The organism is Streptomyces sp. NBC_00425 (assembly GCF_036030735.1).
Classification (GTDB): Bacteria; Actinomycetota; Actinomycetes; order Streptomycetales; family Streptomycetaceae; genus Streptomyces.
Window position 1 is genome coordinate 4,441,320 of the sequence record NZ_CP107928.1, and the last position, 14,726, is coordinate 4,456,045.

The window sequence follows — 14,726 nt, forward strand, 5'->3', positions numbered from 1 at the left end:
GGGAGCCCGAGACGTACGAGGATGGACGTCACCATGGACGGCACCAAGCAGCAGCGTCGCGGCAACACCCGCCAGCGCATCCAGGACGTGGCACTCGAACTCTTCGCCGAACAGGGCTACGAGAAGACCTCGCTCCGCGAGATCGCGGAGCGCCTGGAGGTCACCAAGGCGGCCCTGTACTACCACTTCAAGACCAAGGAAGAGATCACCGTCAGCATCTTCACGGATCTGACGAAGCCGATCGAAGACCTGATCGAGTGGGGCAGGAGCCAGCCGCACACCCTGGAGACGAAGCACGAACTCGTGCGCCGCTACAGCCGGGCTCTCTCCGAGGCGGCCCCGCTCTTCCGCTTCATGCAGGAGAACCAGGCGACGGTGCGCGAGCTCCAGATCGGCGACTCGTTCAAGGACCGCATGCGGAGCCTGCGCGACATCATCATCGACCCGGAGGCCCCGCTGACCGACCAGGTCCGCTGTGTGAGCGCCATCTTCACGCTGCACGCCGGGATGTTCTTCCTGCAGGACCTCGAAGGCGACCCCGAGGAGAAGCGGCTGGCCGTCCTCGAGGTCGCCGTCGATATGGTGACCCAGGCGCACCAGGGCGCCTGATCACGCCGGCGTCGCCGGCGTCAGACCTTCACGCCCTTGGAGTGCAGGAAGGTGACCGGGTTTATCGCCGAACCGTAGTTGGCGGTCGTCCGGATCTCGAAGTGCAGGTGCGGACCGCTGGAGTTGCCGGTGCTGCCGGACAGCGCGATCTTCTGGCCGGTCTTCACGACCTGGCCGATCTTCACGTCGATGCGCGAGAGGTGGGCGTACTGCGAGTAGACGCCGCTGGCGTGCTTGATCACGATGGCGTTGCCGTAGGCCGGGCCGTCGCCGGCGCCGTTGCCGCCGGCCTTGACCACCGTGCCGCCGTGGGCGGCCATGACCTTGGTGCCGCTCGGCACGGCGAAGTCCTGACCGCTGTGGGTGGACTGCCACATCTTGCCGGCCTGGGCGAACCCGGCGGACAGCGTGTACTTCTTCACCGGGTCGACCCAGGAGGCCGACACGGCCTTCTTGGCGGCGGCGGGCGCCGCGGCGGGGGCGGCGGCGGACGCCACTCCGGTCCCCAGCACGACCGAGGCGCCCACTGCGGCGGCCCCGACGGCCACGCGGGTGCGGAGCAGGGACGTACGGGAAGAACGGAACGTGACGCGCTGGAACATGAAGACCTCACGGGGAAGGGGACAGAAGAAACCACCCGGCGTGAACGTCCGCCGCAGTGGCCATCCCTTGGTAACCCCGAGGCCCATGAGGGCTCAAACGTGTGATCTACGACGTAAGCTAGTACTTCATACCAAAACTTCTCACTTCTTGACAGGACGCCCGTTACGGACACTTCCGACATCACCCACACCAGAAGGCTGCGATGACGTCCCGGGCCTCGAGTCGGTGTCCTTTTTGTTCTGTTTCGTGATGTGACTATCCGGCCTAGTAGGGCCCAAATCCCTTGTGCGGCATGTCACCGGCCGCCCGCCTCAAGGGACTTCGGAATGTGACGGCGACTACTCCCGCACCCCGTAGGGCACTTGTGACCCCGGTCACGATCGCGTGCACGGGTCTGTGACGGGCCTCTCAGTCGGCTCTACCGTCCAGTAACCCGCTGGTTTCCCCCGGTAACCCCTTGGTTCCCCGCAAGTCATCCCCACCGATCAGCATGCCCACGACACCGGCAGCGCAAGGACGCGAGAGGACCCCACACATGACCAGAGGCACCTGGAAGCGCCGCATCACCATGACCGCCGTAGCCACGGCCGCCGCCACGGCCCTGGCCGTTCCGGTCGGAGCCCAGGCCGCTACGGCCGCCGGCGCCTCCACCGCCGCTGCCACCGCCTCCGCGTCCGCCGCGGCGGACGTCGACTACGCGACCTGGCAGCAGGACTGTCAGACGGTGATGAACCAGGCCCTGCCGGCGCTGAAGCAGCGGATCGCCGCTGCCAAGCCGGGCGAGAAGCAGGCGATCGTCTTCGACGTCGACAACACCACCCTGGAGACCGACTACGGCTTCAGCTACCCGTCGCCGGCCAACAAGCCCGTCCTCGAGGTGGCCAAGTACGCCCAGGAGCACGGCGTCTCCCTGTTCTTCGTCACCGCCCGCCCGGGCATCATCTCCGGGGTGACCGACTACAACCTCAAGTCCGTCGGCTACAAGGTCTCCGGTCTGTACGTACGCGGCTTCCTCGACCTCTTCAAGGACGTCGCCGCCTACAAGACCGCCCAGCGCGTCACCATCGAGTCCAAGGGCTACACGATCATCGCGAACATCGGCAACAGCGCCACCGACCTCTCTGGCGGCCACGCCGAGACGACGTACAAGCTGCCCGACTACAACGGCCAGCTGTCGTAGGAGCGCATGCGAAAGGGGCCGGTGCTGTTCAGCACCGGCCCCTTTCGCGGGCTCAACCCCTGGGGGGTCAGGCGTCCTTGCTCAGGTTCGGTCCGGCGCCGCCGGCCGCCTGCTCGATCGGCGGGACGTCGGGCAGCGCCGACTTCTCCTCGCCGCGGAAGGTGAAGGTCTTGGTCTCACCCTCGCCCTCGGTGTCCACGACCACGATGTGACCGGGACGCAGCTCGCCGAAGAGGATCTTCTCCGACAGCGTGTCCTCGATCTCGCGCTGGATCGTGCGACGCAGCGGCCGCGCGCCCAGCACCGGGTCGTAACCCTTCTTGGACAGCAGCTCCTTGGCGGACTGGGACAGCTCGATGCCCATGTCCCGGTCCTTGAGCCGCTCGTCGACCTTGCCGACCATCAGGTCGACGATCTTGAGGATGTCCTCCTGCGTGAGCTGCGGGAAGACGACCACGTCGTCGACGCGGTTGAGGAACTCGGGGCGGAAGTGCTGCTTGAGCTCGTCCGACACCTTGTTCTTCATGCGCTCGTAGTTGGTCTTCGAGTCGCCCGAGGCGGCGAAGCCCAGGTTGAAGCCCTTGGAGATGTCCCGGGTGCCGAGGTTGGTCGTCATGATGATGACCGTGTTCTTGAAGTCCACGACCCGGCCCTGGGAGTCGGTCAGGCGACCGTCCTCCAGGATCTGCAGCAGCGAGTTGAAGATGTCCGGGTGGGCCTTCTCGACCTCGTCGAAGAGGACGACGGAGAACGGCTTGCGGCGCACCTTCTCGGTCAGCTGGCCGCCCTCCTCGTAGCCCACGTAGCCGGGGGGCGAACCGAAGAGACGCGAGACCGTGTGCTTCTCGCTGAACTCCGACATGTCGAGGGAGATCAGCGCGTCCTCGTCGCCGAAGAGGAACTCGGCGAGCGCCTTGGACAGCTCGGTCTTACCGACGCCGGACGGGCCGGCGAAGATGAACGAACCACCGGGACGCTTCGGGTCCTTCAGACCGGCACGCGTACGGCGGATCGCCTTCGACAGCGCCTTGACGGCGTCGACCTGGCCGATGACCCGCTTGTGGAGCTCGTCCTCCATGCGCAGCAGACGCGAGGACTCCTCCTCGGTCAGCTTGAAGACCGGGATGCCGGTGGCGGTCGCGAGGACCTCGGCGATCAGCTCGCCGTCGACCTCGGCGACGACGTCCATGTCGCCGGCCTTCCACTCCTTCTCCCGCTTGGCCTTGGCGGCCAGGAGCTGCTTCTCCTTGTCGCGCAGGGAGGCGGCCTTCTCGAAGTCCTGCGAGTCGATCGCGGACTCCTTGTCGCGGCGGACGCCGGCGATCTTCTCGTCGAATTCGCGGAGGTCCGGCGGAGCGGTCATCCGGCGGATGCGCATCCGGGAGCCGGCCTCGTCGATCAGGTCGATCGCCTTGTCCGGCAGGAAGCGGTCCGAGATGTACCGGTCGGCCAGGGTGGCGGCCTGGACCAGCGCCTCGTCGGTGATGGAGACGCGGTGGTGGGCCTCGTACCGGTCGCGCAGACCCTTGAGGATCTCGATCGTGTGCGGCAGGGACGGCTCGGCGACCTGGATGGGCTGGAAGCGGCGCTCGAGGGCCGCGTCCTTCTCCAGGTGCTTGCGGTACTCGTCCAGCGTGGTGGCGCCGATGGTCTGCAGCTCACCACGGGCCAGCATCGGCTTCAGGATCGAGGCGGCGTCGATGGCGCCCTCGGCGGCACCCGCACCGACCAGCGTGTGCAGCTCGTCGATGAACAGGATGATGTCGCCGCGGGTGCGGATCTCCTTGAGGACCTTCTTCAGGCGCTCCTCGAAGTCACCGCGGTAGCGGGAGCCGGCGACCAGCGCACCGAGGTCCAGGGTGTAGAGGTGCTTGTCCTTGAGGGTCTCGGGCACCTCGCCCTTGACGATGGCCTGGGCGAGGCCCTCGACGACGGCGGTCTTGCCGACGCCGGGCTCGCCGATGAGCACCGGGTTGTTCTTGGTGCGGCGGGACAGCACCTGCATGACCCGCTCGATCTCCTTCTCGCGCCCGATGACCGGGTCGAGCTTGGACTCACGAGCGGCCTGGGTGAGGTTCCGGCCGAACTGGTCGAGGACCAGGGACGTCGAGGGCGTGCCCTCGGCAGGACCGCCACTGGCGCCGGCGGTCTCCTTGCCCTGGTAGCCGGAGAGCAGCTGGATGACCTGCTGCCGCACCCGGTTGAGGTCGGCGCCCAGCTTGACCAGGACCTGGGCGGCGACGCCCTCGCCCTCACGGATCAGGCCGAGCAGGATGTGTTCCGTGCCGATGTAGTTGTGGCCCAGCTGAAGCGCCTCGCGGAGCGACAGCTCAAGGACCTTCTTGGCACGGGGGGTGAAGGGGATGTGCCCGGACGGGGCCTGCTGCCCCTGCCCGATGATCTCCTCCACCTGCTGGCGGACCGCCTCGAGCGAAATCCCGAGGCTCTCAAGGGCCTTGGCGGCGACACCCTCACCCTCGTGGATCAGGCCCAGGAGGATGTGCTCGGTGCCGATGTAGTTGTGGTTGAGCATCCGGGCTTCTTCCTGAGCCAGGACGACAACCCGCCGCGCGCGGTCGGTGAACCTCTCGAACATCGTTAATCGCTCCTCAGAGCGGTCAGGCAGTGGGGGGAACTTCCCCTCCCTGTCCTTCCGCAGCTTAGTCCCGCAAGCGGGGACCGCTCATTCCAACTGCCGACACCGTCGATGGCCTCCTGACCCCGAACGCCGACATCTGCTCCAACCCGATGGTGCGAGACGATGTTCCCGCAGGCCAGGCAGTTACCCCAGTCGCCAGTACGCCGATGGCGAACGTGAGACGTGCCTTGCCTGCGTGTCGCCCCCTCCCACTAGGGATGTCTTACCCGCCGGGACTGACACTCCATGCCGTGGGCACCGGTTCCCTCCGCTACGGGCGAACAACCTTGCGTCTCGCGACACCCGCCCCGCCGTGATCGACGGCACGGTGTGCAGTCGCGGAAACACCCAGCGTAACTCGGGGGCCTTTCGGACGGTTGGACTTGGCATGGTTGGCTCAGTTCCCTCCGTGAACCCCCCGGCGGCCCGCTCGGCCTCCTCTTCACCGCCCATCGTTCCTCTCCCTCGACGGCCGTCGGACCCGGCCGACCGGATCCGTGACTGGTACGAGAACGAACTGGGCTGGGCGACCGTGCCCGGGAATCCACCGCGGCTCAGGACCGGCGAGCGCTTCGACGTCCTGGACGTACCGGCCGAGGCGGGGCGCGCGGCGCTCCGGCGACTGGCGCCGGCCTCTCCGGTGGCCGTGCGGGGCGACCGGATGCTGCTGCTGGTGGCTGCCGGCTGCGCGGAGGAGGTGCCGGGGGTCCTGGAGTGGCTGGAGTGGGGCACGCTGCCCCTGGGCCTGACGGTGCTCGGGTCCGGCGGCCTCATCGAGGCGCCCTGGCCTGCGGACCGGGCTCCCTGCCGCGCCACCGGATCGGACCGCGGGCCGGTGCAGGGGGCCGCCGTGTGGTTGCGGCCCCCCGTTGCAGGGCGCGAGGTCGAGGCCTCGCTGCCGACCATGTCGGCGCTGGGGGGCGTGAAGGACGCCCCCGATCTGGTACGGCTGGTGGACACGCTGGCGACGCAATGCCACCGTGTCCGGCTGCTGGGCGCGTGCGCTCAGCCGTTGGCCTTCTCGTAGGCCTCGCGAATGGTCGCCGGAACACGGCCGCGGTCGTTGACCTCGAAACCGTTCTCCTTGGCCCACGCGCGGATCTGAGCGGTGTCCTGGCTTCCGCCGGAAGCGGCGCGCGTCTTTCCACGCCCGCCCGCGGCACGACCGCCGGTGCGCCGGCCGCCCTTCACGTAGGGCTCGAGAAGTCCACGCAGCTTGTCCGCATTGGTGGTCGTGAGATCGATCTCGTAGGTCTTGCCGTCCAGCGCGAACGTCACGGTCTCGTCCGCCTCGCCGCCGTCGAGGTCGTCGACAAGAAGGACCTGAACCTTCTGTGCCACCGGATTTCCTTTCATCGAAAACGTGAGGGTCGGGGTCCGCGGCGTCCGCCGTTTAGCCGCGCCCTGTTATATGCAGTACTGCAGTACGTCGGAAAGCAAACCGCTTTTGCTGGGAAAACACAAACCCTCGGCCAAGGCTGACGGCCCGCCCACCGACCGGAAACGTGCGCGTTTCGGACATAGGGAACCCGGGCAAGGCAGGTCGGCGGGAATGGGTGCGACGATCACAGATGCAGAAGCATCCGACTGTTGCCCAAGGTGTTCGGTTTCACTCGTTCGAGTCCGAGGAACTCCGCGACACCCTCGTCATAGGAACGCAGCAGCTCCGCGTAGACATCGGTGTCGACCGGCGTCTCACCGATCTCCACGAACCCGTGCTTGGCGAAGAAGTCCACTTCGAAGGTGAGGCAGAAAACCCGGCGAACGCCGAGCCAACGTGCGGTGTGGACCAACTTCTCCAACAACCGGTGTCCGACGCCGGCACCCTTCAGCCCGGGCTTCACCGCGAGAGTCCGCACTTCCGCCAGGTCTTCCCACATGACGTGCAGGGCGCCGCAGCCGACCACCTCGGCGTTGTCGTCGCGTTCGGCGACCCAGAACTCCTGGATGTCCTCGTAAAGCGTGACCGTCGCTTTGTCGAGCAGGATGCCGCCGCGGACGTAGGCGTCGAGGAGGCGGCGCACGGCGGGGACATCGCCGGTCCGGGCCCGCCGGACGGTGATGGCTTTAGCGGTGACTTCGGGGTTCTCGGCCGAGGGACTCTCTGCTGACATGTACGGACGCTATCGCCCGTCGTGCTCCGTCGCCGAGGCGGGGTTCTGCGCGGCGCCGCCCTTACCGGCCTCGGTCTGCGCACTCGGTGCGGCGGGTGCACTCGGCGTTGTTGCGGGTTCTGCGGTTTCCGGGCCTTGGACCATGCGCACGGCGTCGCTCAGCGCGCGCCGCTGTTCGTCGCTCATCATCCCGAAGAAGGCGACGAGAGCGGCGGCGGGGTTGTCGCTCTGCGCCCAGGCGTCGTTCATCAGGGCGGCGGCGTAGGCGGCCCGGGTGGAGACCGCCTCATATCGATAGGCCCGCCCTTCCGCTTCACGGCGCACCCAGCCCTTCTGATGGAGATTGTCCAAAACGGTCATCACGGTGGTGTACGCGATGGACCGTTCCTGCTGAAGGTCTTCCAGGACTTCTCGAACGGTGACCGGGCGGTTCCACTTCCACACCCGCGTCATGACCGCGTCTTCGAGTTCTCCCAATGGGCGAGGCACAGCTCAGAACAATAGTGGGAGATCACTCCGATCGCGTGCCGGACGGGCACTTTCACCAGCAAACGGCAACAAAAAGGGCGCGCGGCTCCGAAAGGAGCCGCGCGCCTCGGAGGGCGGCGGAGCGCTGGGGGCGGTCAGGCCTCCGGGGTCACGGAGGCCTGGCGGGTCCCCTCCGCGCGCGCGAGGGCCGCGTCGACGGCCGCGTCCTCCTTGGCCTTGTTGGCGCCGCCCTGGGTCTTCACGATCACCCTGATCAGGCCGATGAAGAACACCGCCATGACGACGGGGGGCAGCAACGCGGAGACGTAGTCCATGGAACCAGGGTAGCCAGGGAGGAACGGGACACCGGGGCGGGGTGGGCCGGGATCAGCCGACGGCGAGTCGTCGCTGCTCCGGGTCGGCGGGCGGCGGGGTCGGCCTGCGGCGCGGGAAGACCTCGCCCGGGGTGGGGACGGGCCGGCGCGCGGGCTCCGGGGCGGCGGGCTCGGCGGGCACGGGGCCCGGCGTGGCCGGCTTCCCGGCGGGCTTCTTCCGCGGCTCCTCCTTCGGCCTGCCGCCGGGGTCCGCGCCGGCCGCGGAACCCGCCGGCACAGGGAAGGGCGCCTCCTCCGAGAGGCCTCCGGGGAGGGCCAGGAGGCGCGTACGGGACGCCGGGACGGTCGCGGTGGCCGCCGGGGCCCTGCGGGCCGCACGACCGGCCAGCCGGGCGCGTACGTCCTGCTCGGCGAGCGTCTGGCAGCGCTCCAGGAGGGCCGCGCCCACCGGGTTGCCGCGCAGGGCGCGCAGCGCGGCGAGATCGTCGGGATCGGGCCGGTAGCCGGTGGCCAGCACCTCCTCCAGGAGCGCGAGGTAGCCGGCGGCGGTGCCGGGAAGGGCTGCGCGATACCGGCCGAGGTCGGCGACCAGGAAGGCCCGGAGCCGGGCGGCCTCGTGCATCGCCTCGTCGAGGGACTCGGCTAGGCGGTGGCAGTCCTGGATGTCCTCGGCGGAGACGGGGCCGGGGTGTAGGGCGAGGGCGAGGGCGCGGCGGAGCACGCGCAGCTCCTCCGCGCCGAACGCCAGGCCGCCGCGGGATCCGTAGGGCGTGGGCATGCGGCGACGATACGCGCTAATCAGACAAATTCGACATAACGGACGGGTGTGGCGCACCCGAATCCGCTCTCACGGCCCCGTCGGCCGGGCCGGGGCAGGGAGTCGCGTCGGCGGCCGGGACGGGGCGGGCGCAGGACGGGCCGCTACGGGGCGGGCGCAGGACGGGCCGCGAGGGTGCGGGACGGGACGGGAGCCGCGCAAGGCGGGACGCGGGCCAGGACGGGCGTCGCGTCGGGGGGACGGGGCGGGCGTAGCGTCGGCCGGGGTCGTCGGCCGCCCTCCCCCACTCCGGGAGGGCGGCCGGCTCACATGCGGGACACGTTCCGCTCGTACACCAGGCGCAGCCCGATCAGCGTCAGCCAGGGCTCGTGCTCGTCGATCACCGAGGACTCGCCCAGCACCGTCGGCGCCAGGCCGCCGGTCGCGATCACCGTCACGTCGTCCGGGTCCTCCGCGAGTTCCCGGGCCATCCGGGTCACCACGCCGTCGACCTGGCCGGCGAAGCCGTAGACGATCCCGGACTGCATGGCCTCGACCGTGTTCTTGCCGATCACGCTCCGGGGCCGGGCCAGTTCGATCTTGCGCAGCTGCGCGGCCTTGACGCCCAGCGCGTCCACCGAGATCTCGATGCCGGGTGCGATGACCCCGCCGACGTACTCCCCGCGCGCGCTGACCGCGTCGAACGTCGTCGCCGTGCCGAAGTCGACGACGATCGCCGGACCGCCGTAGAGCTCGTTCGCCGCGACGGCGTTGATGATGCGGTCGGCGCCGACCTCCTTGGGGTTGTCGAACAGGATCGGCACGCCCGTCTTCACGCCGGGTTCGACGAGCACGGCGGGCACGTCGCCGTAGTAGCGCCGCGTCACCTCGCGCAGCTCGTGCAGCACGGACGGCACCGTGGCGCAGATCGCGATGCCGTCGATGCCGTCGCCCAGCTCGTCCCCGAGGAGGGGGTGCATGCCCATCAGGCCCTGCAGGAGCACGGCCAGTTCGTCCGCCGTGCGGCGGGCGTCGGTGGAGATCCGCCAGTGCTCGACGATGTCCTCACCGTCGAAGAGGCCGAGCACGGTGTGCGTGTTGCCCACGTCGATCGTCAGCAGCATGGCCGGTCCCCGTTCCCTACTCCGCCGCCCGCAGATCCAGACCGATGTCCAGGATCGGCGAGGAGTGCGTCAGCGCGCCCACGGCGAGGAAGTCGACGCCCGTGTCGGCGTAGGCCTTGGCGTTGTCCAGGGTGAGCCGGCCCGACGCCTCCAGCAGCGCGCGCTCGCCCACGAGGGCCACGGCCTCGGCGCACTCGGCGGGCGTGAAGTTGTCCAGCAGGATGAGGTCGGCCCCCGCGTCGAGGACCTCGCGCAGCTGGTGCAGGGTGTCGACCTCGACCTCGATCGGCACGTCCGGGAAGGTCTCCCGCACCGCCTCGAAGGCCTCGGCGACACCGCCCGCGGCGACCACGTGGTTGTCCTTGACCAGTGCCGCGTCGGACAGCGACATGCGGTGGTTGACGCCCCCGCCGCAGCGGACGGCGAACTTCTCCAGCGAGCGCAGGCCCGGCGTCGTCTTGCGGGTGTCGCGCACGCGTGCCGCGGTGCCCTCCAGGACGTCCGCCCACGCGCGCGTGGCGGTGGCGATGCCGGACAGGCGGCACAGCAGGTTCAGCGCGCTGCGCTCGGCGGTGAGGAGGTCACGCGTGCGCGTGGTGACCGACAGCAGCTTCTGCCCGGCCTCCACGCGGTCGCCGTCCTCCACGTGCCGCTCGACCTCGAACTCGTCCGTGCAGACGACCGAGACGACCGCCTCGGCGATCCGCAGTCCCGCGACCACGCCCGCCTCGCGCGCGGTGAAGTCGGCGGTGGCGACCGCCTCCTCGGGGATGGTCGCGACCGTCGTCACGTCGACGCCGTGCGCCAGGTCCTCCTGGATGGCGACGTTGGCGATGTCCTCCACCTCGACGGGGTCCAGTCCGGCGTCGACCAGCAGCTGGGCGAGCGCGGGGTCGAGCCCGCACTCCTCGTATTCGGCGTATCCCTCGTCGGTGAATCCGGCGTCTGCGTCGGCGCCGCACGCACAGCCGTCGCCGCAGCCGACGCTCGGGGCGAGGGGAATGTCGGGGGTGCTCACGTCTGTCACTGCTCCTGGTGGTGCTGCCGGGTCGGGGGGAAGTCTGCGGTATCGGTGGTGTGTACGGCGAGGGTGCGGTCCGGATTCAGCCGTACGACGATGTGGCGGCGCCAGCCGGCGTCGTCGCGGTCGGCGTGGTCCTCGCGCCAGTGGCAGCCGCGGGTCTCCTCGCGCAGGAGGGCGGCGGCGACCAGCACGCGCGCGACGCACAGGAGGTTGGTGGCCTCCCAGGTGTCGACGCCGGGCTCGGCCGTCTTGCCGTTCTCGTCGAGGGCGTCGCGGGCCTCGGTGTGCAGCCGCTGCAACTGGTCGGCGGCCCTCTCCAGGGACGCGGCGGAGCGCAGTACGCCCGCGCCGTCGGTCATGATCCGCTGGATCGCGAACCGGGCCTCGGGGGCGAGCAGCGGGTGTGCGGGCCGCTCGGGGCGCTCCACGGGCGCGGGCACCCGCGCGCGCAGTGCGTCGTCCGTCCGGCTCGCGGCGATGTCGGCCACGATGCGCTCGGCGTACACGAGGCCTTCGAGGAGCGAGTTGGATGCCAGCCGGTTCGCGCCGTGCACGCCGGTGCAGGCGACCTCACCGCACGCGTACAGGCCCGGCACGGTCGTCCGGCCGCGGGAGTCGGTGCGCACGCCTCCGGAGGCGTAGTGGGCCGCCGGGGCGACCGGCACGGGCTCGGTGACCGGGTCGATGCCGTGGGCACGGCAGGCGGCGAGGATCGTCGGGAAGCGGTGCTCCCACATCTCGGCGCCGAAGTGGCGGGCGTCGAGGAACATGTGCTCGGCGTCCTGCTCCTGCATGCGGCGCATGATGCCCTTGGCGACGATGTCGCGGGGCGCGAGCTCGGCCAGCTCGTGCTGGCCGAGCATGAAGCGCACGCCGTCCGCGTCGACCAGGTGCGCGCCCTCGCCGCGCACGGCCTCCGAGACGAGGGGCTGCTGGCCCTCGGCGTCCGCGCCCAGGAACAGCACCGTCGGGTGGAACTGGACGAACTCCAGGTCGGAGACCTCCGCGCCCGCGCGCAGGGCGAGCGCCACGCCGTCGCCGGTGGACACCGAAGGGTTGGTGGTCGCGGAGAACACCTGGCCCATGCCGCCGGTCGCGAGGACGACGGCGGGGGCGTGCACGGCCCCCACGCCGTCGTGCTGGCCCTCACCCATGACGTGCAGGGTGACGCCGGCGGTGCGGCCTTCGGCGTCCGTGAGGAGGTCCAGGACGAGTGCGTTCTCGATCGTGCGCAGTCCCCGCGCGCGTACCGCCTCGACGAGCGCGCGGGAGATCTCCGCGCCGGTCGCGTCGCCACCCGCGTGCGCGATACGGCGACGGTGGTGGCCGCCCTCGCGGGTCAGTTCCAGGCCGCCTTCCTCGGACTCGTCGAAGTGCGCGCCGGTCTCGATCAGCCGGCGCACGGCGTCGGGCCCCTCGGTGACGAGGATGCGCACGGCCTCCTCGTCGCACAGGCCCGCGCCCGCCACCAGTGTGTCGTCCAGGTGCTGTTCGGGCGTGTCGCCGTCGCCCAGGGCCGCGGCTATGCCGCCCTGCGCCCAGCGGGTGGAGCCGTCGTCGAGGCGCGCCTTGGTGACGACGACCGTCCTCAGCCCCGCGGCCTCGCAGCGCAGGGCCGCGGTCAGGCCGGCGACGCCGGAACCGACGACCACCACGTCCGCGGAGATGTTCCACCCGGGCGCGGGTGCGTGCAGTCGTATGCCTGTGCTGGTCACGAGGCGGCTCCGAAGGTGAGGGGGAGGTTGTCGATCAGCCGGGTCGTGCCGACCCGGGCGGCGACGGCGAGAACGGCCTCGCCGGTGAAGTCGTCCTCGATCTCGGTGAAGTCGGACGGGTCGACGAGCGCGAGGTAGTCCAGCCGCAGCGGGGGGTCGAGCCGCAGGGCCTCGTCCAGGATCTGACGGGCGGCCGCGCGGACCGCGGCGGGATTGCCGGGGGTGGCCTTGGCGACCGCGTGCGCGTCGGCGGCCGCACGGGACTCGCCGATGGCGCTGAGCGCCTCGGCACGCGCGTGTGTGGCGGGCACCTCCCGCGCGCGGGCCCGCAGTGCTTCCTGCGCCGCGTGCCGGTCGCGGCCGGCGAAGAGGGCCTGGGAGAGGGCGAGCGCGGTGCGCCGCTCCCGCGCGGACAGATAGCGGTTGCGGCTGGACAGCGCCAGCCCGTCCTCCTCGCGCACGGTCGGCACGGCGACGATCTGCACGCCGAAGTTCAGGTCGCGCGTCATCCGGCGGATCAGGGCGAGCTGCTGGGCGTCCTTCTGTCCGAAGAGGGCGGCGTCGGGCCGGGTGAGGTGCAGCAGCTTGGCGACGACGGTGAGCATGCCGTCGAAGTGCCCGGGCCGGGAGCCGCCCTCCAGTCGCTCGCCCATGGGGCCCGCGGAGATGCGGACCTGCGGCTCGCCGCCCGGGTAGACCTCGTCCACGGACGGGGCGAACACGACGTCCGCGCCGGCCCGCCCGGCGATCTCGAGGTCGGCGTCCAGGGTGCGCGGGTAGCGGTCGAGGTCCTCGCCCGCGCCGAACTGCAGCGGGTTGACGAAGACCGTGACGACGACCTCGCCGCCGGGCCCGGCGAGCTCGCGGGCGGTACGCACCAGGGTGGCGTGCCCCTCGTGCAGGGCGCCCATCGTCATCACGACGGCCCGGCGGCCGTCACGCGTGCGTGCGTGCAGCTCGTCGGCGGTGCGCAGCAGGGCGACGGTCATCCGGCATCTCCTTCGGCGCCGTGCGGGCCGGTGCCGCCGGGGTCGGACGGGGCGCCGTGCGGGTGGCCGGCGAGCACCCCGAGGAGGTCCTCGGCGAGTTCGGGCTTGAGGAGCCCGTGGGCGAGCGCGCGGTCGGCGGTCGCGCGGGCCATCGCCAGATAGCCGGCGACGGTCTGCGGGGCGTGCTCGCGCAGCTGCGCGACGTGCGCGGCGACCGTGCCCGCGTCCCCGCGTGCGACGGGGCCGGTGAGCGCGGCGTCGCCCGAGCGCAGCGCGTTGTCGAGAGCGGCGCCGAGGAGCGGGCCGAGCATCCGGTCGGGTGCTTCCACGCCGGCCGCGCGCAGCAGCTCCATGGACTGGGCGACCAGGGTGACCAGGTGGTTGGCGCCCAGGGCGAGGGCCGCGTGGTAGAGCGGGCGGCTCTCCTCGGCGATCCACTCCGGCTCGCCGCCCATCTCGATCACCAGGGCCTCCGCGGCCATCCGCAGGCCGTCGGGCGCGGTGACGCCGAAGGAGCAGCCGGCCAGGCGCTGAACGTCCACCGGGGTGCCCGTGAAGGTCATCGCGGGGTGCAGCGCGAGCGGCAGGGCGCCCGCGCGCAGGGCGGGGTCGAGGACCTTCGCGCCGTACCGTCCGGAGGTGTGCACGAGGAGCTGGCCGGGGCGCACGGCGCCGGTCTCGGCGAGGCCCTCCACCAGGCCGGGCAGGGCGTCGTCGGGGACCGTCAGCAGCACCAGGTCAGCGCGTCGCAGGACCTCGGCGGGCGGGACGAGCGGCACGTCGGGCAGCAGGAGCCCGGCTCGTCGCCTGGAGGCGTCGGAGACACCCGAGACGGCGACCGGACGATGTCCGGCGAGCTGGAGGGACGCGGCCAGGGCGGGACCCACCCGGCCCGCGCCGACGACGCCGACGGCCAGCCGCGCGGGGCGGTCCCTCGGGTCTGGTTGTTGGGCTGTACTCACGCGACGCGGCCTTCCGTTCCAGTCCGCTCGGGGTACCGGACGATTTCTCGTCATGTTAACGCGATCCGTTCGAGGGGCGTCCGGTCGTCCACAGGCTGTGGGCTTTCCCACCCGGTTCCCGACATCGGACGGGACGGGCGGGAAATCTGGGGCACGAGTGGGTCGGGCGGCGCTCCGGGGCCCACGAGGGATTCCTGGGCGGGGGCCG

Annotated in this window: 15 protein-coding genes; 3 read left to right on the forward strand and 12 right to left on the reverse strand. The window is 70.9% G+C overall.

Going from position 1 to position 14,726, the window contains the following annotated elements:
• The first annotated feature begins 21 nt into the window (after positions 1 to 21).
• Entirely contained in the window at positions 22 to 609 is a 588-nt protein-coding gene (locus OHS82_RS18980) for a TetR/AcrR family transcriptional regulator (protein ID WP_328434192.1), read from the forward strand.
• A gap of 20 nt (positions 610 to 629) precedes the next feature.
• Here OHS82_RS18980 and OHS82_RS18985 read toward each other — a convergent pair whose 3' ends face one another.
• Positions 630 to 1,211 (reverse strand): M23 family metallopeptidase, encoded by a 582-nt coding sequence (locus OHS82_RS18985; protein WP_057577701.1) that lies wholly within the window; start codon positions 1,209 to 1,211, stop codon positions 630 to 632.
• Between the two features lie 536 nt (positions 1,212 to 1,747).
• Between OHS82_RS18985 and OHS82_RS18990 the strand changes: the two genes are divergently transcribed.
• The gene (locus tag OHS82_RS18990) at positions 1,748 to 2,392 is read left to right on the forward strand and encodes an HAD family acid phosphatase (RefSeq protein WP_057577702.1); all 645 of its coding nucleotides are present in this window, start codon (positions 1,748 to 1,750) and stop codon (positions 2,390 to 2,392) included.
• 67 nt (positions 2,393 to 2,459) lie between these two features.
• On the opposite strand, the gene OHS82_RS18995 is transcribed toward OHS82_RS18990, so the two are convergent.
• Positions 2,460 to 4,988 (reverse strand): ATP-dependent Clp protease ATP-binding subunit, encoded by a 2,529-nt coding sequence (locus OHS82_RS18995; RefSeq protein ID WP_057577703.1) that lies wholly within the window; start codon positions 4,986 to 4,988, stop codon positions 2,460 to 2,462.
• Positions 4,989 to 5,418: 430 nt separating this feature from the next.
• On the opposite strand from OHS82_RS18995, the gene OHS82_RS19000 reads away from it, so the two are divergent.
• A complete protein-coding gene (locus tag OHS82_RS19000) occupies positions 5,419 to 6,057 on the forward strand; it encodes an SCO3374 family protein (RefSeq protein ID WP_328434193.1) in 639 nt (212 codons plus the stop codon).
• Here OHS82_RS19000 and OHS82_RS19005 read toward each other — a convergent pair.
• The 10 genes from OHS82_RS19005 to OHS82_RS19050 all read right to left on the reverse strand — a co-directional run bounded on the left by OHS82_RS19005 (position 6,036) and on the right by OHS82_RS19050 (position 14,518).
• A complete protein-coding gene (locus OHS82_RS19005) occupies positions 6,036 to 6,371 on the reverse strand; it encodes a histone-like nucleoid-structuring protein Lsr2 (protein WP_057577705.1) in 336 nt (111 codons plus the stop codon). The genes OHS82_RS19000 and OHS82_RS19005 overlap by 22 nt on opposite strands.
• Before the next feature lie 224 nt (positions 6,372 to 6,595).
• The gene (locus tag OHS82_RS19010; RefSeq protein ID WP_057577706.1) at positions 6,596 to 7,144 is read right to left on the reverse strand and encodes an amino-acid N-acetyltransferase; all 549 of its coding nucleotides are present in this window, start codon (positions 7,142 to 7,144) and stop codon (positions 6,596 to 6,598) included.
• 9 nt (positions 7,145 to 7,153) lie between these two features.
• The gene (locus tag OHS82_RS19015) at positions 7,154 to 7,633 is read right to left on the reverse strand and encodes a BlaI/MecI/CopY family transcriptional regulator (RefSeq protein ID WP_079041156.1); all 480 of its coding nucleotides are present in this window, start codon (positions 7,631 to 7,633) and stop codon (positions 7,154 to 7,156) included.
• 134 nt (positions 7,634 to 7,767) lie between these two features.
• A complete protein-coding gene (locus OHS82_RS19020) occupies positions 7,768 to 7,947 on the reverse strand; it encodes a hypothetical protein (protein WP_057577708.1) in 180 nt (59 codons plus the stop codon).
• Between the two features lie 52 nt (positions 7,948 to 7,999).
• Positions 8,000 to 8,695: a hypothetical protein gene (locus OHS82_RS19025; RefSeq protein WP_057578085.1), complete on the reverse strand. Its 696-nt coding sequence runs from the start codon at positions 8,693 to 8,695 to the stop codon at positions 8,000 to 8,002.
• A 335-nt stretch (positions 8,696 to 9,030) separates the two neighbouring features.
• Positions 9,031 to 9,828, reverse strand: coding sequence for a type III pantothenate kinase (locus tag OHS82_RS19030; RefSeq protein WP_057577709.1), 798 nt, complete (start codon positions 9,826 to 9,828; stop codon positions 9,031 to 9,033).
• Positions 9,829 to 9,844: 16 nt separating this feature from the next.
• On the reverse strand, positions 9,845 to 10,846 hold the full coding sequence (nadC, locus tag OHS82_RS19035; protein ID WP_057577710.1) for a carboxylating nicotinate-nucleotide diphosphorylase: 1,002 nt from the start codon (positions 10,844 to 10,846) through the stop codon (positions 9,845 to 9,847).
• 5 nt (positions 10,847 to 10,851) lie between these two features.
• Entirely contained in the window at positions 10,852 to 12,567 is a 1,716-nt protein-coding gene (locus OHS82_RS19040) for an L-aspartate oxidase (protein WP_057577711.1), read from the reverse strand.
• Positions 12,564 to 13,556, reverse strand: coding sequence for a pantoate--beta-alanine ligase (panC, locus tag OHS82_RS19045; protein ID WP_057577712.1), 993 nt, complete (start codon positions 13,554 to 13,556; stop codon positions 12,564 to 12,566). Before panC ends, OHS82_RS19040 begins: the two co-directional genes overlap by 4 nt.
• Positions 13,553 to 14,518, reverse strand: coding sequence for a Rossmann-like and DUF2520 domain-containing protein (locus tag OHS82_RS19050; RefSeq protein WP_057577713.1), 966 nt, complete (start codon positions 14,516 to 14,518; stop codon positions 13,553 to 13,555). Before OHS82_RS19050 ends, panC begins: the two co-directional genes overlap by 4 nt.
• Between the last annotated feature and the right edge of the window lie 208 nt (positions 14,519 to 14,726).

Excerpts from the sequence above, each read along its gene's own strand:
- OHS82_RS18985 (WP_057577701.1), bottom strand. The coding sequence starts at position 1,211 with ATGTTCCAGCGCGTCACGTTCCGTTCTTCCCGTACGTCCCTGCTCCGC.
- OHS82_RS19000 (WP_328434193.1), top strand. The coding sequence starts at position 5,419 with ATGGTTGGCTCAGTTCCCTCCGTGAACCCCCCGGCGGCCCGCTCGGCC.
- OHS82_RS19020 (WP_057577708.1), bottom strand. The coding sequence starts at position 7,947 with ATGGACTACGTCTCCGCGTTGCTGCCCCCCGTCGTCATGGCGGTGTTC.
- OHS82_RS18995 (WP_057577703.1), bottom strand. The coding sequence starts at position 4,988 with ATGTTCGAGAGGTTCACCGACCGCGCGCGGCGGGTTGTCGTCCTGGCT.
- OHS82_RS19010 (WP_057577706.1), bottom strand. The coding sequence starts at position 7,144 with ATGTCAGCAGAGAGTCCCTCGGCCGAGAACCCCGAAGTCACCGCTAAA.
- OHS82_RS18990 (WP_057577702.1), top strand. The coding sequence starts at position 1,748 with ATGACCAGAGGCACCTGGAAGCGCCGCATCACCATGACCGCCGTAGCC.
- OHS82_RS19030 (WP_057577709.1), bottom strand. The coding sequence starts at position 9,828 with ATGCTGCTGACGATCGACGTGGGCAACACGCACACCGTGCTCGGCCTC.
- OHS82_RS18980 (WP_328434192.1), top strand. The coding sequence starts at position 22 with ATGGACGTCACCATGGACGGCACCAAGCAGCAGCGTCGCGGCAACACC.
- panC (WP_057577712.1), bottom strand. The coding sequence starts at position 13,556 with ATGACCGTCGCCCTGCTGCGCACCGCCGACGAGCTGCACGCACGCACG.